Origin of the sequence: Sphingorhabdus sp. YGSMI21, assembly GCF_002776575.1 — a bacterium.
GTDB lineage: Bacteria > Pseudomonadota > Alphaproteobacteria > Sphingomonadales > Sphingomonadaceae > Parasphingorhabdus.
The window spans coordinates 3,341,437-3,360,357 of the sequence record NZ_CP022548.1 but is presented as its reverse complement, the minus strand read 5'-3'; the positions used below and the strand labels follow the sequence as shown (position 1 = coordinate 3,360,357).

Annotated in this window: 20 protein-coding genes and 1 other RNA gene; 11 read left to right on the top strand and 10 right to left on the bottom strand. The window is 58.8% G+C overall.

Annotated elements, in window-relative coordinates:
* The first annotated feature begins 77 nt into the window (after window positions 1-77).
* Together def and rmuC are read left to right on the top strand one after the other, a co-directional pair.
* Entirely contained in the window at window positions 78-644 is a 567-nt protein-coding gene (gene def / locus CHN51_RS16125) for a peptide deformylase (protein WP_100094930.1), read from the top strand.
* Between the two features lie 211 nt (window positions 645-855).
* Window positions 856-2,235, top strand: a complete 1,380-nt coding sequence (gene rmuC / locus CHN51_RS16120) for a DNA recombination protein RmuC (RefSeq protein ID WP_100094929.1) — start codon at window positions 856-858, stop codon at window positions 2,233-2,235.
* Between the two features lie 3 nt (window positions 2,236-2,238).
* Here the strand turns inward: rmuC and CHN51_RS16115 are convergent, their stop codons facing one another.
* Genes CHN51_RS16115 through CHN51_RS16080 form a run of 8 tightly spaced genes read right to left on the bottom strand, consistent with a single transcriptional unit; the run spans window position 2,239 to window position 7,837 of the window.
* Window positions 2,239-2,649 carry a hypothetical protein gene (locus CHN51_RS16115; protein WP_100094928.1) on the bottom strand — a complete coding sequence of 137 codons (411 nt, stop codon included), beginning with the start codon at window positions 2,647-2,649 and terminating at the stop codon, window positions 2,239-2,241.
* Between the two features lie 49 nt (window positions 2,650-2,698).
* Window positions 2,699-3,502, bottom strand: a complete 804-nt coding sequence (locus tag CHN51_RS16110; RefSeq protein WP_100094927.1) for an RNA methyltransferase — start codon at window positions 3,500-3,502, stop codon at window positions 2,699-2,701.
* A gap of 4 nt (window positions 3,503-3,506) precedes the next feature.
* The gene (locus CHN51_RS16105) at window positions 3,507-3,785 is read right to left on the bottom strand and encodes an HPr family phosphocarrier protein (protein WP_100094926.1); all 279 of its coding nucleotides are present in this window, start codon (window positions 3,783-3,785) and stop codon (window positions 3,507-3,509) included.
* Window positions 3,782-4,186, bottom strand: coding sequence for a PTS sugar transporter subunit IIA (locus CHN51_RS16100; protein WP_100094925.1), 405 nt, complete (start codon window positions 4,184-4,186; stop codon window positions 3,782-3,784). The genes CHN51_RS16105 and CHN51_RS16100 overlap by 4 nt, the downstream gene beginning before the upstream one ends.
* Before the next feature lie 4 nt (window positions 4,187-4,190).
* Entirely contained in the window at window positions 4,191-5,126 is a 936-nt protein-coding gene (gene rapZ / locus CHN51_RS16095) for an RNase adapter RapZ (protein ID WP_100094924.1), read from the bottom strand.
* Window positions 5,123-5,578, bottom strand: a complete 456-nt coding sequence (locus CHN51_RS16090) for an HPr kinase/phosphatase C-terminal domain-containing protein (protein ID WP_100094923.1) — start codon at window positions 5,576-5,578, stop codon at window positions 5,123-5,125. The genes rapZ and CHN51_RS16090 overlap by 4 nt, the downstream gene beginning before the upstream one ends.
* Window positions 5,575-7,161, bottom strand: coding sequence for an ATP-binding protein (locus tag CHN51_RS16085; protein ID WP_100094922.1), 1,587 nt, complete (start codon window positions 7,159-7,161; stop codon window positions 5,575-5,577). Before CHN51_RS16085 ends, CHN51_RS16090 begins: the two co-directional genes overlap by 4 nt.
* Window positions 7,133-7,837 (bottom strand): response regulator transcription factor, encoded by a 705-nt coding sequence (locus CHN51_RS16080; RefSeq protein ID WP_100094921.1) that lies wholly within the window; start codon window positions 7,835-7,837, stop codon window positions 7,133-7,135. Before CHN51_RS16080 ends, CHN51_RS16085 begins: the two co-directional genes overlap by 29 nt.
* Before the next feature lie 236 nt (window positions 7,838-8,073).
* Between CHN51_RS16080 and CHN51_RS16075 the strand changes: the two genes are divergently transcribed.
* Entirely contained in the window at window positions 8,074-9,669 is a 1,596-nt protein-coding gene (locus CHN51_RS16075) for a phosphoenolpyruvate carboxykinase (RefSeq protein WP_100094920.1), read from the top strand.
* A 197-nt stretch (window positions 9,670-9,866) separates the two neighbouring features.
* Here the strand turns inward: CHN51_RS16075 and CHN51_RS16070 are convergent, their stop codons facing one another.
* Window positions 9,867-10,352, bottom strand: a complete 486-nt coding sequence (locus tag CHN51_RS16070) for a hypothetical protein (protein WP_100094919.1) — start codon at window positions 10,350-10,352, stop codon at window positions 9,867-9,869.
* A gap of 166 nt (window positions 10,353-10,518) precedes the next feature.
* Between CHN51_RS16070 and CHN51_RS16065 the strand changes: the two genes are divergently transcribed.
* Entirely contained in the window at window positions 10,519-10,722 is a 204-nt protein-coding gene (locus tag CHN51_RS16065) for a hypothetical protein (RefSeq protein WP_100095702.1), read from the top strand.
* Between the two features lie 9 nt (window positions 10,723-10,731).
* Here the strand turns inward: CHN51_RS16065 and CHN51_RS16060 are convergent, their stop codons facing one another.
* On the bottom strand, window positions 10,732-11,388 hold the full coding sequence (locus tag CHN51_RS16060) for an alpha/beta hydrolase (RefSeq protein ID WP_100094918.1): 657 nt from the start codon (window positions 11,386-11,388) through the stop codon (window positions 10,732-10,734).
* A 143-nt stretch (window positions 11,389-11,531) separates the two neighbouring features.
* Here CHN51_RS16060 and CHN51_RS16055 point away from each other — a divergent pair, with 143 nt between their 5' ends.
* The 7 genes from CHN51_RS16055 (at window position 11,532) to lon (ending at window position 18,921) form a co-directional block, all read left to right on the top strand.
* Entirely contained in the window at window positions 11,532-12,605 is a 1,074-nt protein-coding gene (locus CHN51_RS16055; RefSeq protein WP_276308598.1) for an aminotransferase class V-fold PLP-dependent enzyme, read from the top strand.
* A gap of 9 nt (window positions 12,606-12,614) precedes the next feature.
* Window positions 12,615-13,718: a cysteine desulfurase family protein gene (locus CHN51_RS16050; RefSeq protein WP_100094917.1), complete on the top strand. Its 1,104-nt coding sequence runs from the start codon at window positions 12,615-12,617 to the stop codon at window positions 13,716-13,718.
* Window positions 13,715-14,056: a 2Fe-2S iron-sulfur cluster-binding protein gene (locus tag CHN51_RS16045; RefSeq protein ID WP_100094916.1), complete on the top strand. Its 342-nt coding sequence runs from the start codon at window positions 13,715-13,717 to the stop codon at window positions 14,054-14,056. Before CHN51_RS16050 ends, CHN51_RS16045 begins: the two co-directional genes overlap by 4 nt.
* Before the next feature lie 37 nt (window positions 14,057-14,093).
* Window positions 14,094-14,188: signal recognition particle sRNA small type (gene ffs / locus CHN51_RS16040), an RNA gene on the top strand.
* Between the two features lie 151 nt (window positions 14,189-14,339).
* The gene (locus CHN51_RS16035) at window positions 14,340-16,055 is read left to right on the top strand and encodes a DNA polymerase III subunit gamma/tau (protein ID WP_100094915.1); all 1,716 of its coding nucleotides are present in this window, start codon (window positions 14,340-14,342) and stop codon (window positions 16,053-16,055) included.
* A gap of 2 nt (window positions 16,056-16,057) precedes the next feature.
* A complete protein-coding gene (locus CHN51_RS16030; protein WP_100094914.1) occupies window positions 16,058-16,393 on the top strand; it encodes a YbaB/EbfC family nucleoid-associated protein in 336 nt (111 codons plus the stop codon).
* Between the two features lie 98 nt (window positions 16,394-16,491).
* On the top strand, window positions 16,492-18,921 hold the full coding sequence (gene lon / locus CHN51_RS16025; RefSeq protein ID WP_100094913.1) for an endopeptidase La: 2,430 nt from the start codon (window positions 16,492-16,494) through the stop codon (window positions 18,919-18,921).

Sequence of the window (18,921 nt, the reverse complement as noted above, 5' to 3'; positions counted from 1 at the left end):
GGTGGGCCCTTTTCTTTTGATTCCCGCCGAATGCGGCAGCGGTTGACGAATCCCCGCAGAATCCCTAAATTTGCAGCATGGCTATTTTACCGATCCTCGAGGTGCCTGATCCGCGCCTGAAAACCGTGTCCGAACCCGTGACCGTGTTTGACGACGAACTCAAAACGCTGGTCAAGGACATGTTCGACACCATGTATGACGCGCCGGGCATCGGGCTGGCCGCGATTCAGGTCGGCGTGCCCAAGCGGGTGCTGGTCATCGATTTGCAGGAGCCGGCGCCGCACGATCATGAACATGGCGAGCATTGCGACCATGACCATGGCGTGATCAACGATCCGCGCGTGTTCATCAATCCGGAAATTCTCGATCCGTCTGAGGATCTCAATGTCTATCAGGAAGGCTGCCTTTCGGTGCCCGACCAATATGCCGATGTCGAACGGCCGGCGACGATCACCGCGCGCTGGCAGGATGTCGAGGGCAAGCAATATGAAGAGCAGATCGAGGGCATGCTCGCGACCTGTCTGCAACACGAGATGGATCATCTCGAGGGCATTTTGTTTATCGACCATCTCTCGCGCCTGAAACGGCAGATGGTGCTGAAGAAGCTCGCCAAGCTGCGTAAGGAACATGGCATCGCGGCCTGATGGCCGGTTTATTCCACAGCCCGTAAGAGCCCGTTCGCACTGGGCTTGTCGGAGTGCGCCTCTCGGCTTGATCTGTCCTTCGACAGGCTGAGGACGAACGGCATCCATCAATTGCACCGCTCTGAATTGTCTTTCCCGGATTGACGAGTATTGCCTATTCTTCAAAACGATCCTAAGTTCCCTTTTCGTTCTTATCGGAAAGGGAGTCAATTTGGATCCTGTCATCGTCATTTTCGCCATCGTCCTCGCTCTTCTGGGCGGTCTGGCGCTGGGCTGGTTTATTGGCAGCAAGCCTGCCAAGGATGCCGCGCAGGCAACGAAGGAGGCGATACAGTCGGCCAAGGACGCGGCGCAGGCCACCGATGCCTTGCGGATTACGCTCGACGGCGTCCGCGACGAGCGCGATGCCGCGAGAACCGAACTGGCTGCCTTGCAAGCCGATGCGCGCAATCATGAAAAGCAGATGCAGCAGCTGATCGAGGCGAAAGAGGCACTGTCGGCGCAATTTTCCGAAATCGGCTCGAAAATGCTGGAAACCGCGCAGCGGCAGTTTCTGGAACGTGCCGACCAGCGTTTTGACCAGGCCAGTGAAAAGGGCGGCGAAAAGATCGCCAAGCTTTTGCAGCCGGTGAAAGAAAGGCTGACCGCGTACGAAGAAAGTATCCGCAAAATCGAAAAGGAACGCTCTGAGTCTTACGCTGATATAAAAGCGACCGTCGAGCAAGTTCGACAGGGTCAAGATAGGGTTCAACAAGAGGCAGCCAGATTGGTGAACAGCCTCCGAAATGCTCCGAAATCACGCGGAAGGTGGGGAGAGCAACAGTTAAAGAACGTGCTCGAAACATGCGGTCTTGCTGAGCATACTGATTTTCAGATGGAAGTAAGTATTGAAACGGATGAAGGGCGTTTGCGACCTGACGCTATCGTAAGAATACCGGGGGGGCGTTCACTGATTATCGATGCTAAGGTTTCGTTAAACGATTATCAGGATGCATTTGCCGCTGAAGCCGAAGCTGACAAAAAAACTGCGTTAGATAGGCATTGCTTGTCGATGAAAAGTCATATCAATGCGTTAGGCGCAAAGTCGTATCAAACTCAGTTTGATACTGCCCCTGATTATGTGATCATGTTCGTACCAGGCGAACATTTCCTTGCAGCAGCGCTAGAACATGATCCGAATCTTTGGGACAGTGCCTTTGAAAAGAAGGTTCTACTGGCAACTCCCACTAATTTAGTTGCAATTGCGCGGACAGTGGCTTCTGTTTGGCAACAGGAATCTCTGAATGCCAACGCTGCGGAGATCGCAGTTTTAGGTAAGGAAATGCATGAGCGATTGGCTAAAGCTGCCGAAGACTTGCAAAAAGTTGGCACGCACTTAGGACGCGCTGTTACAAGCTACAACGGATTCGCAAATAGCTTTCAAAGTCGGCTCGTTGCGACAGGCAGGAAGTTTGAAGCATTAGAAGTCGAACGAGGTAAACGGGATCTGTCCGATATTGAGTTGGTCGAGGCGCTGCCCCGCTATAGTGACTCGGTCGCCGAAAAACTGATCGAGGACGATCGGGAAATCAGCGACCGGGCTGCAGAATAGCTTCTAGGCCGGACCGGGGAGGCTTTCGGTGAAGCTTCCGCCGCAGCCGTTGAGCACACCGCTGTCGCTCGCCTCGACCTTGACCGTATCGGCATAGGTGCGATCGCTCATGCCGTCATTACATTCCACGCCGCTGGTGATGTAGAGATTGATATTGTCGGTGTCGGAAAAGCCTCTCAGCTCCCAGCCGCTGTCGGTTTTCTTGGTCCGGTCGATCGGCAGCGTGAAATCCTTGCCGTTCTGGGACGTGAACGCGATAGTCTCGTCCTTGATATCGACCGTCCAGCCCGGTTCGGTGCCGATGGCGCTATAGTCGCCCAGTTTTTCCTCGACCACCGGTGCTTCTTCGGCAGGTGCGTCGCAGGCCGCAAGCGCCAGCATTGCCAGCGATGACAAAATCAGTGTTTTTTTCATATTTTTCCCCTCCGCCAGCAAGCTAACATAGAGAGGGCGGGACGCCAAATTATCTTTGGCGGGTCTGGTTCAGCACCTCATAGGCCATGACCGAGGCAGCGACGGCGGCGTTGAGACTGTCGGCCTTGCCCATCATCGGCATTTTGACCAAAGTATCGCAGGCGGCTTCATAGTCTTCCGGCAGGCCCTGCGCCTCGTTGCCGATCAGCAGGAAGGTGGGCGAGCGATATTCCACCGACTGGTAATCCTTGTCGGTGTTGAGACTGGTGCCGACCAGTTCGCCGGGGCCTTCGCGCAGCCAGGCCAGAAAATCCGGCCAGCGGGCCTGCACAATCTGCTGGGTAAACACAGCACCCATGCTCGCGCGCACCGCCTCGACCGAAAAGGGATCGACGCAATCATCGATCAGGATCAGACCGCCGGCGCCCACCGCATCGCCGGTGCGCAATATCGTGCCAAGATTGCCGGGGTCGCGCAGTGCCTGGGCGACCAGCCAGATATTGGAAGTGGATCGATCCAGTTCGGACAGCGGGACCGGATGATCGGGATAGATGCCGATAATCGATTGCGGGTTGGACTTGCCGGAAAGCTTGGCGATGATCGCCTCGCTGGTCTCGATGACATCGCCGCCCGCGGCCACTGTCGCCGCTTCGATCTTTTGCGCCAGTGGATGCAGTTCCGTGTCCTCGACGACCACCAATATCTTCGGTGTTCTTCCGCTTTCCAGCGCCTCTGTCAGGATCCGGAGACCTTCTGCGAGGAACAATCCCTCGCGTTTGCGATGCTTTTTCTCGCGCAGGCTTCTGAGCCGCTTGATTGTCGGATTGGAAAAACCGCTAATCTGGTGACGCATGGTGTCAGTCTTCGCCGAAGCCGTCGAAAATCAGGCCGGTCAGTTTTTCCAGCGCGCTTTCCGCCTGATCACCGGACACGATGATTTCGACGCTGTCGCCCTTGGCCGCGCCCAGCATCATCAGGCCCATGATGGACGTGCCGGTCACTTCCGTTCCGTCCTTCGCCACCTTCACGTCAATGCCCTCGGGCAATTTGCTGACATAGGTTACGAACTTGGCGCTGGCTCTTGCGTGCAATCCGCGGCTGTTTGTGATCTCAACGGTTTTCCGGAACTCGCTCACGCATCGCTCCCCAGAATCTCGGAGGCGACGCTGATATATTTTCTGCCCGCTTCCTTGGCAGCGGCAATGGCCGAGCCGATATCCATGCACTTGCGCGCGCCGTCGAGGCGGATGAGCATCGGCAGGTTGACCCCCGCGATGACTTCCACCTTGCCTTTTTCCATCAGCGAAATGGCCAGGTTGGAAGGTGTCCCGCCGAACAGGTCGGTCAGGATGATAACGCCGTCGCCGGAATCCACCTTGGCTATGCAATCGGCAATTTCCTTGCGGCGTTCTTCCATATCGTCACGCGCACCGATGCCGATAGCGGCAATCGCCTTTTGCGCGCCGACCACATGTTCCATGGCAATGACAAACTCGGTTGCGAGATGCCCGTGTGTGACGAGGACCAATCCAATCACCTGATTAAATTCCCCTGTTTCCGTTTGATTTCTGCATTGATTCGAGCGCTTCTATTGGCCTTGATGCCAAATTGCGATGCAGGACATTGGGCGAAAAGCCGCCGGCACGCAAGTCTTTGCTCAGACGCTCGGCAACATGTACCGATCTGTGCCGCCCGCCGGTACAACCGATGCCGATGTTGACATAGGCCTTGCCGGCTTCCTGATAACGCGGCAGCAGGAATTTGAGCAGGTCGAGTATCTTGTCGATTGCCTCGGGATAGGCCGGGTCCTGCGCAATATATTCGCCGACATCCGCGTCCAGCCCGGTCTTCAGCTTGAGCTCCGGATCCCAGAAGGGATTGGCCAGAAAACGGACGTCGAACAACAGATCGATATTGTTGGGGATGCCGCGGGAAAAGCCGAAGCTGGTGAGGGTGATGGTGGTGACTGCATCCTTGTCGAGCGTGAACTGCTGCCGGATTTCCCGTTGCAGATCGTTGGCGGTCAGGTCGGTGGTGTCGATCACATGATCCGCCCAGCGGCGGAACGGCGCGAGCATGGTCCGCTCGAGCGCTATCCCCTGTTTCGCCGGACGGTCCAGCGCCAGCGGATGGCGGCGTCTTGTTTCGCTATAGCGCCGCTCCAGTTCGCCACCCGCACAGTCGAGATATAATGTGGAGATCTGGTAATCCTGTTTTTTCTGCAGACGCTTGACGCTCTTGACCAGCTTGTCCGGTTCAAATCCCCTGGTCCGGCTGTCGAATCCGATCGCCAGCGGCGGATCGCTGTCGCCGCGGGAGCTGGATGGCGGGGTTTTCAGCAGGCGCTCGACCAGACGGAACGGAAAATTGTCGATCGTTTCCCAGCCGATATCTTCCAGCGTCTTCAAGGCGGTCGTTTTGCCTGCGCCGGAGAGACCGGTGACCAGCAGAACCGGTTTGGCCAGTTTTTCGCTCATGATATTATTGCGCCCTGCATTATGCGTTGCATGGCCAGTTCGGCCTTTATCGCTGCGCTCGTCTCCATAGCATCCAATGTACAGGATGGGAATTCCATGCCCAGTAAAATCATGAGCTGCCTGTCCATCGGGTAGCGGTCGACTTGGTCTTTCAGGTCGATCACCAGTTTCAGTTCGACCCCGGAAACATGCTCACATTGCACTATGCCAAGCGAACGCACTTCCAGCTTGCCAGCCAGACTGGCCGGCGGACTGAGCAACAATGCCTGGTCGGCGCGCCTTATGGCAACCTGGTCGTCGCTGACCAGGACGGCGCCCCGGTCGATCAGACGCAAAGCAAGATCGGATTTGCCCGAACCGGAGTTTCCGCGAATCAGCAGGCCTGCACCGGCTATCGCCACGGCGGTCGCGTGCAGGACCGTCGCCTCTCCGCTCTCGCCGCTATTGCTCATGCCGCAGACTTCGGCAGGCGAATTTCGAAACAGGCACCGGATTGGCCGCCGGGCCGGTCGAGAATCCGGATCGTGCCCTGATGACCCTCGATGATCGTCTTGGCGATTGCCAGTCCGAGTCCGCTATGTTTGCCGAAGGCTTCGCTGTCGGGCCGATCGGAATGGAAGCGCTGGAAAACCTGTTCGCGCTGTTCGGGATCCACGCCGGGACCCTGGTCGGCGACATGGATGACAATCTCCTCGCCATCGGGCGTTGCCAAAATTTCCACCAGCCCGCCATCGGGCGAGAAAGACACCGCATTGTCGAGCAGGTTGCTGAACACGCGTTCGAGGCGGCCGCCGTCGCCCATCACCCTGGCGACATCCTTGGCGGGACGGGCAAAGGCGATGTGCACGCCGAGATTGGACGCCCGCTGTTCCCGAGCGGCGAGCAACTGTTCGAGCATCTTGCCGATATCGATCGGTTCGAATTTGGCCCGCGCCAGTTCGGCATCGACCCGCGAAGCGTCGGAAATATCGTTGATCAGCCGGTCGATTCGCTGGACATCATCATTGGCCACGTCGAGAAGCTGTTTTTGCAGGGCCGGATCCTCGACCCGTTCCAGCCCTTCCAGCGCTGATCGCAACGAGGCGAGGGGGTTCTTAATCTCGTGGCTGACATCGGCGGCGAAGGCCTCCGTCGCGTTGATGCGATACCGCAGCGCGCTGCTCATGTCCGACAGAGCGCGGCTCAACTGGCCGATTTCATCGCGCCGGTCCGGCATGCGCGGAATGGCGATTTCATCGGATCGTCCCATCCGCACGCGCAGGGCTGCATGGGCGAGCTTCCTGATCGGTTGCACGATGGTCCGGGCGAGAAACAGCGAAAGCAATATCGAAACGGTGGCGGCCACCAGTATCACCAGCAACACGCTCGACCGCTCGGCTCTGACGATCCGGGTGATGTCGCGGGCATTGGCCGTCAGCAGGATGGTGCCGGTACCGTCGGGCAGGGATTTTCCCGCTGCTATAACCGGCGTGCGGTCGGGCGCCAGGCGGACGGAACTGACGGCTTCCGTCTCCCCCTTTGCCGCAACAAGTTCGGGCCAGGCGCCGGCGAGGTCCTCGTCCGGCTCCGTGAATTTCGGGATTGGCGCGCTGAACACCAGGCTTTCGATCGTGCGGTCCAGCAGGCGGGCCAGATCCTTGCGGAACGGCTCCTTTTCCGGATCGACAAATTCATAGCTGGGCTTTGCCAGCGCGAAGCTGTCGATGACCTTCGCGCCATCCGGCCCGTAGAGCCGCAAGCGGGCGCGCAAATGGCTGGAGAATTGGCGGATGAGCGCATTCTTATATTCCGCGTCAACGGCCGACAGGGCATCGGCGACAATCGTCAGCTGCATTCTGGCCTGTACCAGCCGCTCCTCGGTCAGCCGGTCGCGATAATTGTTGAGATAGAACAGCCCGCCAGCGAGCAGGGCGATCGCCAGAACATTGACCGCCAGAATACGGGTCGTGAGCGACAGCCTGGCAGACCAGCGCAGCGACAGCGCGCGATCACACTCTTGTCCGTCTTTATTCGGTGTAGCGATAACCGGCTCCATATAGCGTATCTATTGCATCAAATTCGGCATCGACTTCGCGAAACTTCCGGCGCAATCGCTTGATGTGGCTGTCGATCGTCCGGTCGTCGACATAGACATCGTCCTGATAGGCGGCGTCCATCAGCTGGTTCCGGCTTTTGACCACACCGGGCCGGTGGGCCAGCGTCTCGAGTATCATGAATTCCGTGACCGTCAGGGTCACATTCTGGTCCTTCCAGCGGACCAGATGGCGCGCCGGGTCCATTTCGAGATTTCCGCGCACGAGCGGCTCGGCGGCTTCGTCATCCTGGCCCTCGTCAACCGATTTCATAAATTCCGTCCGCCGCAATATCGACCGGACGCGAGCGATCAGCAACCGCTGGGAGAACGGCTTCTTGATATAGTCATCCGCCCCCATGGCCAATCCCAATGCTTCATCCAGTTCCTCATCCTTCGAAGTGAGGAAAATGACCGGCACATTGGACTTTTCCCGAACCCGCCTGAGCAGTTCCAGACCGTCCATTTTCGGCATTTTTATATCGAATACCGCGAGATCCGGCGGATTTTCCAGAATGGCGTGCAGTGCCGCCTCGCTGTCGGAATATACACGGGTGATAAAACCTTCCGCCTGCAAGGCGATCGACACAGACGTCAATATATTGCGGTCGTCGTCGACAAGAGCAATATTGGCTGCCATTATTTCGCGTTCCTTTGCCACTTGCGCTGGAAGTGACCTAGTAGATGGGATAATATGTTACAAGATAGCTTGTCGGTAGCGATATTGACACATCAGTCGCGATCTGGCCGGAATATCTCTATTTTTGTCAGGTCGCGGGAAGAAATTTGACCGACTCGGCAGGGTCCAGTAAGCGCCATTTCAAATTCGCCGGGTCGGCGTCACCTCAACCCGTTTCAAGCCATAGGGGATAATCAGTGCCAAAAGTTTCGTCTGTAACGTTAAATGATCAAGGTTTCACCAATTCAGGCGAACAGCACTGGAATCTCGGAGCACCCGCTCTGGTAGAAGCCGCCGTTTCCCGCGGAGAAGGCCATCTGGCCAAGGACGGACCGCTGGTCGTCGAAACCGGCAAGCACACCGGACGTTCTGCCAATGACAAGTTCATCGTCCGCGATGGCGAGACCGAGGATAGCGTCTGGTGGGGCAAGACCAATGTCGGCATGACGCCGGACCATTTTGCCGCGCTGAAGGAAGATTTCCTCGCTGCCCTGGCCGAGAAAGACACTTTGTTCGTGCAGGATCTTTTCGGCGGTTCGCAGCCGGAGCACCGGGTCAATGTCCGGATCATCAACGAACTGGCGTGGCACAATCTGTTCATCCGCACGATGCTGGTGCGGCCGAAAGCTGACGAACTGGCGGCTTTCGTTCCGGAATATACGATCATCGATCTGCCGAGCTTCAAGGCTGACCCAGCCCGCCACGGCACGCGCAGCGAGACGGTCATTGCGGTCAATCTCACCGAGAAGCTGATCCTGATCGGCGGCACCGCTTATGCCGGCGAAATGAAAAAGTCGGTTTTCGGCCTGCTCAACTATCTGCTGCCACTCGATTCGGTCATGCCGATGCATTGCTCTGCCAATATCGGTCCGGAAGGCGATACCGCGATTTTCTTCGGCCTCTCGGGTACCGGCAAGACAACGCTTTCGGCTGATGCCAGCCGTGTGCTGATCGGTGATGACGAGCATGGCTGGTCCGATACCGCGGTCTTCAATTTCGAAGGCGGCTGCTACGCCAAGATGATCCGTCTCTCCGAAGAAGCGGAGCCTGAAATTTACGCGACCACCCGCCGTTTTGGTACGGTGCTCGAAAATGTCGTGATGGATCCGGAGACCCGGGAACTTGATCTCGATGACAACAGCAAGGCAGAAAACACCCGCGGTGCCTATCCGATCGAATTCATTCCGAATGCTTCGGAAGAAAATATGGGGCCGGTGCCGAAGAATATCATCATGCTGACCGCGGATGCGTTCGGTGTATTGCCTCCGATCTCCCGTCTGACACCCGAGCAGGCCATGTATCATTTCCTGTCCGGCTATACCGCCAAGGTCGCCGGCACGGAAATCGGTGTGACCGAACCGGAAGCGACCTTCTCGACCTGTTTCGGTGCGCCATTCATGCCGCGCCACCCGTCGGTTTACGGCAATCTGCTGAAGGAACGCATTGCCAAGGGCGGCGTGCGTTGCTGGCTGGTCAACACCGGCTGGACCGGTGGCAAATATGGCGAAGGCAGCCGGATGCCGATCAAGGCAACCCGTGCCTTGCTCAACGCCGCTCTCGACGGCAGCCTGAACGACGGCGAATTCCGCATCGACGAGAATTTCGGTTTCGAAGTGCCGGTCGCCGTATCCGGCGTCGACAGCGCGATCCTCGATCCGCGTTCGACCTGGTCCGACCCCAGCGCCTATGACGAAACCGCGCAAAAGCTGGTCAGATTGTTCATCAACAATTTTGAGCAATTTGCCGAACATGTCGACCAGAATGTCCGCGAAGCCGCACCGACGGCAGCCTAATAATCAGGCCTTTTCCGGCCGCGTCGTATCTGACGGGAAATTTTTGCTCGTTGGATCGATGCGGCCCAAGCCTTGGCAGGGGGTGAGGGGCTTTCTCTCGCCCTAAAACATGGCCCGTATTACCGGGCCGTTGCCCTGCAGATTGCGACAACGGCGACGGTGCGCGCTAGCCGCTGACCCCAATCACCCTGTCGTCCCTATGCGACCGCCGTCCGGAAATTGGCAGGTGAGGGCCCGCCAGCCAGATATTGGTCCACGCTGTTACAAAAATCCGTGAAATCGCTGATCCTGCCGGATGGCTGCCAGGCCACCGCGCTTGCGGTCACGCTTTCGCCAATCCACTTGCCCAGCAGCAGCAAGCGTTGGTTGACCGTCGGCAGATGACTCGCGCTGGCCAGATTGTCACCTGGCGCGATGCCGATGGCCGATAACCCGGAGGCGGGCAGGTTGCGACGCGGAGGCCGGTATTTCCCGGTCGCGAGACAATGGGACATTTCCGCTGCTGTCAGGCGAGAGACGAGGAAGGTCATGGCGTCGAAAATGACCTCGACCATCTCCAGATCTTTGAACTTGGCGCGATTGACGATAATATTTTTCGCTGCCGTCGCGCACCATGGCAAATATGCCAGATCCGGATCGTTCGCCATCGGGCCGATGATCAGCAGAGGAGGTTCGGGGATCACGCTGCCGGTTCCGCTTTTTCTGTCGTTTGTTCCTTGTCTGTTCTATATGATCCCGGCGCTTTTGGCAATCCCGTACAGGGAGCGGCCGCATGAGGCGGCCATCGCTGCGGGAAATTGGTGAAAGAATCCATTGTCAGTCCGCCGCGGCAGCGGTAATCGGTCCGGCATGTCCGACCTGATCCTATCGATACTCATGCTGGCCGGGGCCGCACTTCTGGCTGGCGGAATCTATATATTGCGCAAGGGTAGCAACCGGAAACAGGGCCTGCTGATGCTGGTGGCAGCCGCCGTCATGTTCGCCAATGTCGGAATCTGGATGATTCCCGCACCGGAGAGCAATCAGCCTGTATCGCCGGATTCCGGCGACTAGACCTGCGATTTATTTGATCGGCGAATCCGGTGCGAGCCGCATGTCGAGATAATTGTCGATCGATCCCATCAGCAGGTCCATTTCATTTTCATAAAAATGGTTGGCGCGGGGAATCTCGTCATGATGGATGGTGATATGTTTCTGCGTCCGCAGCTTGTCGACCAGCTTCTGGACCGCGCTCGGCGTCACGACTTCGTCGTTCACGCCCTGGACAATGATGCCCGATGACGGGCAGGGTGCCAGGAAGTTGAAATCATACATGTTCGCTGGCGGAGACACGGAAATGAAACCGCGGATTTCCGGACGGCGCATCAGGAGCTGCATGCCGATCCAGGCGCCGAAGCTGTAACCGGCAATCCAGGTGGTCTGCGCTTCGGGATGAAAGCTCTGGACCCAGTCCAGCGCCGCTGCCGCGTCGGACAATTCGCCGATGCCGTTGTCGAACGTACCCTGAGACCGGCCGACGCCACGGAAATTGAACCGCAGCGTTGCAAAGCCGCGCTTGACGAATGTCTTGTACATCGCCTGGGTGATCCGGTCGTTCATCGTTCCGCCCGCTTGCGGGTGGGGATGCAAAATCATCGCAACCGGTGCACGGTCACGGGGTCCTGGGCTGAAGCGGCCTTCAAGGCGGCCTTCGGGTCCGGTAAAAATTACGTCAGGCATGGATTTTCAATTCTTCGATCTAGATTGTCGTTTCCAGAGCGCGACAAGTCAGAATAGCTTTTGCGCTGGATGCAGCGTCTATATAGGGAGAGTGAACAAATCCGCAACTCAATCCCGCAAGCCAGAGAGTTTTTGCCAATATCGTGACCGAGACAAAACGCATCTATCTCGACCATGCCGCCACCGCGCCGATGCTGGATGTGGCCAGAAAAGCCTGCATGGAGGGTTTCGAGCATTGGGCCAATCCGTCGTCGCCCCATGCCGACGGGCGCGCGGCGCAGGCGATGCTGGAGAACGCGCGCAAGCGGTTCAAGACCGCTTTGGCTTGGGATGGCGATGTCATCTTTACCAGCGGCGCCAGCGAAGCGGTGCAGATCGCGCTGACCAAGTCCAAGCCTGCTGCTCAATATATTTCACCGGTCGAGCATGATGTGGTGCTGCGATTCGCGCGCAATGCGAAGCCGATTCCGGTTGACAGCAACGGGCTGGTCGTTCCGATGAATCTCAACCATCAGCTCAAGGCAGCCGAAGAACCGGCGCTGGTGGCGATCCAGTCGGTCAACAATGAAACCGGCGTGATCCAGGATCTCGGTGCGCTGGCGAAGGTGGTGCGCGACCGCGGGTGCCATCTTCTCGCCGACTGTTCGCAATCGATCGGGAAGATGCCGCTGCCGGAAGCCGATATGATCATCGTCGCAGGTCATAAATTCGGCGGACCGCCGGGCGTCGGCGCCCTGCTGGTGAAGGACCTCCGGTTGCTTGAGGCCGATGGCGGGCAGGAGCAGGGCTATCGCTCGGGAACACAGAATTTGCCTTATATTCTGGGCATGACCGCGGCTCTGGAAGCGCCGGCCAACTGGGCCGGGCGCGCCTCGGAATTGCGCCAGCACCTCGACGATGCAATCAAGAAGGAAGGCGGCGCGGTGATCGCCGACAAGGCACCGCGTATCGCCACCATCGCCAGCTACCACATGCCCGGCGTGGCCGCCAATACGCAGCTGATCAAGTTCGACATGGCAGGATTCTCGGTCTCCGCCGGCAGCGCCTGTTCGTCGGGCACGCTCAAAACCAGCCATGTGCTCGAAGCCATGGGCACCGACCCGCAGATGGCGCGCGAGGTGATCCGGGTCAGTATCGGTCGGGACACCAGCCGGGCGCATATCTACGCCTTCATCGACAAGTGGAAGTCGATCTTTGCAGAATCCCGGCGGAGCTGAACCCGGCCGATGAACCCCATCTATCTCGACAATCAGGCGACCACGCCGCTCGCACCCGAGGTTTTCGACGCGATGCTGCCCTGGCTGAAAGACAATTTCGGTAACCCGCACAGCCCCCATATCATGGGTCGCAAGGCAGCAGCGGCGGTCGAGCTCGCCCGCGATCAGATTGCCGCCTTATGTCCCCCCGGCGGGCGGGTGATATTTACCGGCAGCGCCACCGAGGCGATCAATCTGGCGATGGGAGCGGTCCGGACTCAGCAAGGACGCGCTGAAATCGCGGTTGTCGACACCGAGCATGCCGCCGTGCGCGACACCGCGCTCTGGTATGGCACGCAGGGCTTCGAGACGAATCTGCTTCCTGTCGATACCCAGGGGCTGTTGCGCTTGGAAGAACTGGAAGCATGTTTGGGGCCGCAGACGGCGCTGGTGGGCGCGATGCTGGTCAACAACGAGATTGGCGTGATCCAGCCGGTCGAGCAGATTGCAGCAATGGCACACCGGGCCGGGGCGCTGATGCTCTGCGATGCGGTGCAGGGCTTTGGCCGGATCGATATACCGCAGCAGGCCGATATGATCGCGCTGTCGGGACACAAGATTTATGGCCCGAAAGGCATTGGCGCGCTCTGGGTGCGCGAAGGTATCGATATACCCGCGCTGATCCACGGTGGCGGGCAGGAGCAGGGTGTGCGGTCGGGCACGCTGTCCCCGGCTCTCTGCGCGGGGCTGGGCGCTGCGGCGAAATTATGCGCCGAGCGCCGGGAACAGGATAGGGAGCATATTGTCAGCCTTGCCGATAGAGCGCGCGACCTGTTTGGCGACTGGAGCGTGAACGGCTCGCTCGACCGGCGCTATGCCGGCAATCTCAATATCCGTCGGCAGGGCCTGGATGTCGCCCGGCTGATGTCCGATGTGCGCGGCGTGGCCTTTTCCGCCGGCTCGGCCTGTGCCAGTGGATCGGGGCGACCCAGCCATGTGCTGGCGGCGCTGGGACTGGCACCGGGACAGATTAAATCATCGATTCGTCTGGGATTCGGGCGCTATAACAGCATGAAAGATATCGAGCGGGCCGCCGGTCTGATCAATCAAGCAGCGGAGAATCAGCTATCATGAGCAAGATCACGGTCCATTTCGTCAGCTCCGACGAAGAAACGACGCTTTCGGTCGAAGCCGCTGACGGCGACAATCTGCTTACCGTTGCGCAAATCCATGACCAGCCGCTCGAGGGAACTTGCGAAGGGCAAATGGCCTGCTCGACCTGCCATGTCATCGTCAGGGCAGCCGATTTTGACAGATTGCCCCCGGCGTCGGAAATGGAAGAGGATATGCTCGATCTGGCCGCGGGTGCGCGCCGGACCAGCCGCTTGGCCTGCCAGATCACCCTGACCCCCGAGCTCGATGGCCTGACCGTACAGATGCCCGGCGAAAGCCATAATATGCAGATCATCTAACGGCTTGCAATTTTACCCGAGGCCCACCATATGCGCAGCGGGAGTCGGGTGGACGCAGTCGTCGCCAACCCGGTCAGGTCCGGAAGGAAGCAGCCGCAACGATTTTTCTGCGGGTCGCCCGGCTCCTACTTTGCAACGGCGCCATGTCTGGGCGGCAGTTCCAACCTTCAAACAGCCCTGAAACCAAAGGCTCAGCCGGTTTTCCGCCTGTTTTCGGGCAGAGTCGAAATTCACCGCGAATAGCCTTCGACAAGCCGGGGCCTCTCGCCTAAACTGTTCCTTCATGTCCGATTCACAAGATATATTTGCGGCTGGCGGTGTCGATGCGCCGGAGCAGCCAGCCCCCGGCGCGGCGCAGCCCTATCGGGTGCTGGCGCGCAAATATCGGCCTTCGAAATTTTCCGAACTGATCGGCCAGGATGCGATGGTGCAGACGCTGGGCAACGCGATCAAGCGCGACCGGTTGGCCCATGCTTTCCTGATGACCGGTGTGCGCGGCGTCGGCAAGACATCGACCGCGCGGCTGATTGCCAAAGCGCTGAACTGCATCGGCGAAGACGGGCAGGGTGGCCCGACGATCGATCCATGCGGCAAATGCGAACCGTGCCGCAGCATTGCCGAGGGCAGCTTTATCGACGTCATCGAGATGGATGCCGCAAGCCATACCGGCGTTGACGATGTTCGCGAGATTATCGAGGCGGTGCGCTATTCCTCGGTCTCCGCGCGCTACAAGATCTACATCATCGACGAAGTGCACATGCTGTCGAAAAACGCCTTCAATGCGCTGTTGAAGACGCTGGAAGAACCGCCGCCGCATGTGAAGTTCATTTTTGCGACCACCGAGGTCAACAAGGTTCCGATCACGGTCCTCTCCCGCTGCCAGCGTTTCGACCTGAAGCGGATCAGCCCGGATCAACTTTCTGCGCATTTCGGCATGATTGTCGGCAAGGAAGGCGTGACTGCAGAGCAGGAAGCGCTCGATCTGATCGCCCAGGCGGCCGAGGGTTCGGTTCGCGACGGCCTGTCGATCCTCGATCAGGCAATTGCCCATGCCGATATGGACGGCGATGGCGAGGTCAAGGCTGTGCAGATTCGCGATATGCTGGGGCTGTCAGATCGGGGCGCTGTCCGGCGGTTGTTTGCCAGATTGCTCGAAGGCGATTCCGCAGCCTTGCTCGATGCGATTGCCGACCAATATAAAATCGGTGTCGAGCCCTTGTCGCTGATGAACGGGCTGCTGTCGCTGTCGCATCAGGTGACCCTCTTCAAGGTCGGCCGAGCCAGTGATCCGACCTTGTCGGAAGAGGCAAGGCAGCAATTTTCCGACTGGTCGGAACAGCTTTCCTATCCGGTCCTGCACCGGCTCTGGCAGTTGCTGCTCAAGGGCTATCAGGAAGTCCAGCAGGCGCATCTGCCGCGCGAAGCCTGCGAAATGGCTTTGCTCCGCGTGCTTTGCGCCGCCGACATGCCCGATCCGGGAAAGCTCGCGAAAATGCTTGAACAGGGCGCTCCGGCGGCTCCGGCTTCATCGCCAGAGCAACAGTCGGCACCGCCGGTCGCCGAACCGGTGGCGCAGGCCGCCGCTGCGCCGGTCCCGTCTCCGACGCCCCAGGCCAGCGCGCTGCCCACCGAATTTGCCGATGTCATCACCGCGGTCGGCCGGGTTTCTGCCGTTCTGGAAAGCATATTGATCGCCGATATGCGGCTGATCTCGCTCGACCCGCCCAATATCGTCTATCAGCCGGCGCGTCCTATTGCCGATGCCGATATCCGGAAAATTGCCGACGCGCTGAAGGAGCAAACCGGTCGGGAGTGGACCATCGTCGAAGGGCAGGGTGAGGCGCAGCCCAGTCTGGTTGAACAGGAGCAGCAGATCAGGGACGCGGAACGCCAGGCGATCCTCGACGCCCCGATGGTGAAGGCCGCTTTTGAAGCCTTCCCCGACGCCATATTGCTGGAGGACGAAGATCCTCGCCCACAAGAATCAAGGAGCGCATAGCTATGAAATCGATGGAAGAAATGATGAAAGCGGCGCAAGAAGCCGCGCAGCAGGTCCAGACCCAGATGGAGGAAGCCCAGAAGAAGCTGGATAGTCTTGAAGTTGAAGGTCAGGCTGGTGGCGGACTGGTAAAGGTGAAGGCCACAGCCAAAGGCCGGATATTGTCGGTGTCAATCGACGACAGCCTGATGAAAGCCGATGAAAAGCAGATGCTGGAAGATCTCGTCGCCGCTGCGTTCAACGATGCCCGCAACCGCGCCGATACGGTCAGCAGCGAGGAAATGGGCAAGATGACCAGCGGTATGCAGTTACCCCCGGGCTTCAAACTACCCTTTTAGGCCGTCCTGCCGATCGGACGCATCCCGCTTGAAGTGTCTCCAACAGGCACCATATAGTGGTCATAGGCGCTGTTGCAGCGCACCAAGTTGGAGTAAAAATGTCCGTGACCGAAGCCAATCCTGCCCCTGAATCGAAATCGCTGCCCCTGTTGCCGTTGCGCGACATCGTGGTCTTCCCGAATATGATCGTGCCGCTGTTTGTCGGTCGCGACAAATCGGTGGTCGCGCTGGAAAAGGCGATGGATGCGGACAAGGAAATCTTCCTCGTTGCGCAGCTCGACCCGGCGGAAGACGATCCCGTTCGCGACCAGCTCTATGATCTCGGCGTGGTTGCGACCGTATTGCAATTGCTGAAATTGCCCGACGGCACCGTACGGGTGCTGGTCGAAGGCAAGCAGCGCGCCAGACATATTTCCCTGGAGGAAAAAGCGGACGGCTATGTGCTGGCCGAGATTGACCTGCTCGAAGAGCAGGCGGCGGAAGGCGCCGAAGCTTCGGCCCTGATGCGGTCCGTGGTTGACCAGTTTGAAAATTATTCCAAGCTCAACAAGAAAATGCCGGCGGAAACCGTCGTGCAGCTGGGCGAAATCGACGATGCCGCGCGCCTCGCCGACGCTGTCGCTGCCAATATCAATGTGAAGGTTTCGGACAAGCAAAGCCTGTTGATGGAGAGCGATCCCGTCAAGCGTCTCGAAATGGTCTTTGCCTTCATGGAAGGCGAACTCGGCGTATTGCAGGTCGAGAAGAAAATCCGCGGCCGGGTCAAGCGCCAGATGGAGAAGACCCAGCGCGAATATTATCTCAACGAGCAGATGAAGGCGATCCAGAAGGAACTGGGTGACGGCGAAGACGGCGAAGGCGATGAACTGGCCGAGCTGGGCAAGAAGATCAAGGAGCTGAAGCTTTCCAAGGAAGCGAAAGCCAAGGCGACCACCGAACTGAAAAAGCTCAAGGGCATGCAGCCGATGTCGGCCGAAGCGACGGTGACGCGCAACTATCTCGATGTGCTGCTCGGACTGCCATGGGGCAAGAAGTCCCGGCTCAAGAAGGATCTGAAGCAGGCGGAAAAGGTCCTCGACGATGACCATTTCGCACTGGAAAAAGTCAAGGAACGCATCCTCGAATATCTTGCGGTCCAGTCCCGTACCAACAAGCTGAAAGGCCCGATCCTGTGCCTCGTCGGCCCTCCGGGCGTCGGCAAGACCTCGCTTGGCCGTTCGATTGCGCGGGCCACGGGTCGCGAATTTGTCCGCCAGTCGCTGGGCGGCGTGCGCGACGAAGCGGAAATCCGCGGCCATCGCCGGACCTATATCGGTTCGCTGCCGGGCAAGATCGTATCCAATCTGAAGAAAGCTGGCACATCCAACCCGCTGTTCCTGCTCGACGAGATCGACAAGCTGGGTCAGGATTTCCGCGGCGATCCCGCGTCGGCATTGCTCGAAGTGCTCGACCCGGAACAGAATGACAAGTTCCAGGACCATTATCTCGAAATCGATATCGACCTGTCGGATGTCATGTTCGTGACCACCGCCAATTCGCTCAACCTGCCGCAGCCTCTGCTCGACCGGATGGAGATCATCCGCCTCGAAGGCTATACAGAAGACGAGAAGGTCGAGATTGCGAAACGCCATCTGGTTGAAAAGCAGATCGAGGCGCATGGTCTGAAGGAGGGTGAATTTGCCCTGCGCGAGGACGCGTTGCGCGACCTGATCCGCTATTATACGCGGGAAGCCGGCGTCCGGACTCTCGAGCGCGAAATTGCCAAGCTGGCCCGCAAGGCGTTGCGCCGGATTCTCGAAGGCGATTACAAGAGCGTCGAAATCACGCCCGACAATCTTTCCGAATATGCCGGCGTCAGAAAATATCGCCACGGTATCGGCGAGGAGGAAAACCAGGTCGGCGCGGTAACCGGCCTTGCCTGGACCGAAGTCGGCGGCGAGCTGCTGACGATTGAATCGGTCACCGTATCGGGCAAGGGCCAGATCAAGACCACCGGCACGCTCGGCGATGTGATGAACGAGTCGATCCAGACCGCGCTGTCCTTCGTGAAAGCGCGTGCACCGTCCTACGGTATCAAGCCGAGTGTCTTCAGTCGCAAGGATATCCATATCCATCTGCCCGAAGGCGCAGTGCCCAAGGACGGCCCGTCGGCCGGTGTCGGCATTGTCACTGCGATCGTTTCGACGCTGACCGGAATTCCGGTGCGCCGCGATGTCGCGATGACCGGCGAGGTCACCCTGCGCGGTCGCGTGCTGCCGATCGGCGGTCTGAAGGAGAAGCTCCTGGCGGCGCTGCGCGGCGGTATCACCACGGTATTGATCCCGGCGGAAAACGAGAAGGATCTCGTCGAAATACCGGACAATATCACGTCGAAACTCAAGATCATTCCGATGAGCCATGTCGATGAAGTGCTGGCCGAAGCGCTGGCGGAAAAAGTGGAACCGATCGAGTGGAGCGATGCAGACGAGCTGGCCAGCCACGCTACAGCCCCGGTTGCCGACGATGCGGGGTCCGCAGCGCGCCACTGA

What these genes read in the sequence shown, in the direction of transcription:
- CHN51_RS16080 (WP_100094921.1), bottom strand. Translation starts at nt 7,837, where the DNA reads ATGGCAGCCAATATTGCTCTTGTCGACGACGACCGCAATATATTGACG.
- CHN51_RS16110 (WP_100094927.1), bottom strand. Translation starts at nt 3,502, where the DNA reads ATGCGTCACCAGATTAGCGGTTTTTCCAATCCGACAATCAAGCGGCTC.
- CHN51_RS16030 (WP_100094914.1), top strand. Translation starts at nt 16,058, where the DNA reads ATGAAATCGATGGAAGAAATGATGAAAGCGGCGCAAGAAGCCGCGCAG.
- CHN51_RS16085 (WP_100094922.1), bottom strand. Translation starts at nt 7,161, where the DNA reads ATGGAGCCGGTTATCGCTACACCGAATAAAGACGGACAAGAGTGTGAT.
- lon (WP_100094913.1), top strand. Translation starts at nt 16,492, where the DNA reads ATGTCCGTGACCGAAGCCAATCCTGCCCCTGAATCGAAATCGCTGCCC.
- CHN51_RS16045 (WP_100094916.1), top strand. Translation starts at nt 13,715, where the DNA reads ATGAGCAAGATCACGGTCCATTTCGTCAGCTCCGACGAAGAAACGACG.
- CHN51_RS16060 (WP_100094918.1), bottom strand. Translation starts at nt 11,388, where the DNA reads ATGCCTGACGTAATTTTTACCGGACCCGAAGGCCGCCTTGAAGGCCGC.
- rapZ (WP_100094924.1), bottom strand. Translation starts at nt 5,126, where the DNA reads ATGAGCGAAAAACTGGCCAAACCGGTTCTGCTGGTCACCGGTCTCTCC.
- def (WP_100094930.1), top strand. Translation starts at nt 78, where the DNA reads ATGGCTATTTTACCGATCCTCGAGGTGCCTGATCCGCGCCTGAAAACC.
- CHN51_RS16035 (WP_100094915.1), top strand. Translation starts at nt 14,340, where the DNA reads ATGTCCGATTCACAAGATATATTTGCGGCTGGCGGTGTCGATGCGCCG.
- CHN51_RS16065 (WP_100095702.1), top strand. Translation starts at nt 10,519, where the DNA reads ATGTCCGACCTGATCCTATCGATACTCATGCTGGCCGGGGCCGCACTT.
- CHN51_RS16090 (WP_100094923.1), bottom strand. Translation starts at nt 5,578, where the DNA reads ATGAGCAATAGCGGCGAGAGCGGAGAGGCGACGGTCCTGCACGCGACC.
- CHN51_RS16050 (WP_100094917.1), top strand. Translation starts at nt 12,615, where the DNA reads ATGAACCCCATCTATCTCGACAATCAGGCGACCACGCCGCTCGCACCC.
- CHN51_RS16115 (WP_100094928.1), bottom strand. Translation starts at nt 2,649, where the DNA reads ATGAAAAAAACACTGATTTTGTCATCGCTGGCAATGCTGGCGCTTGCG.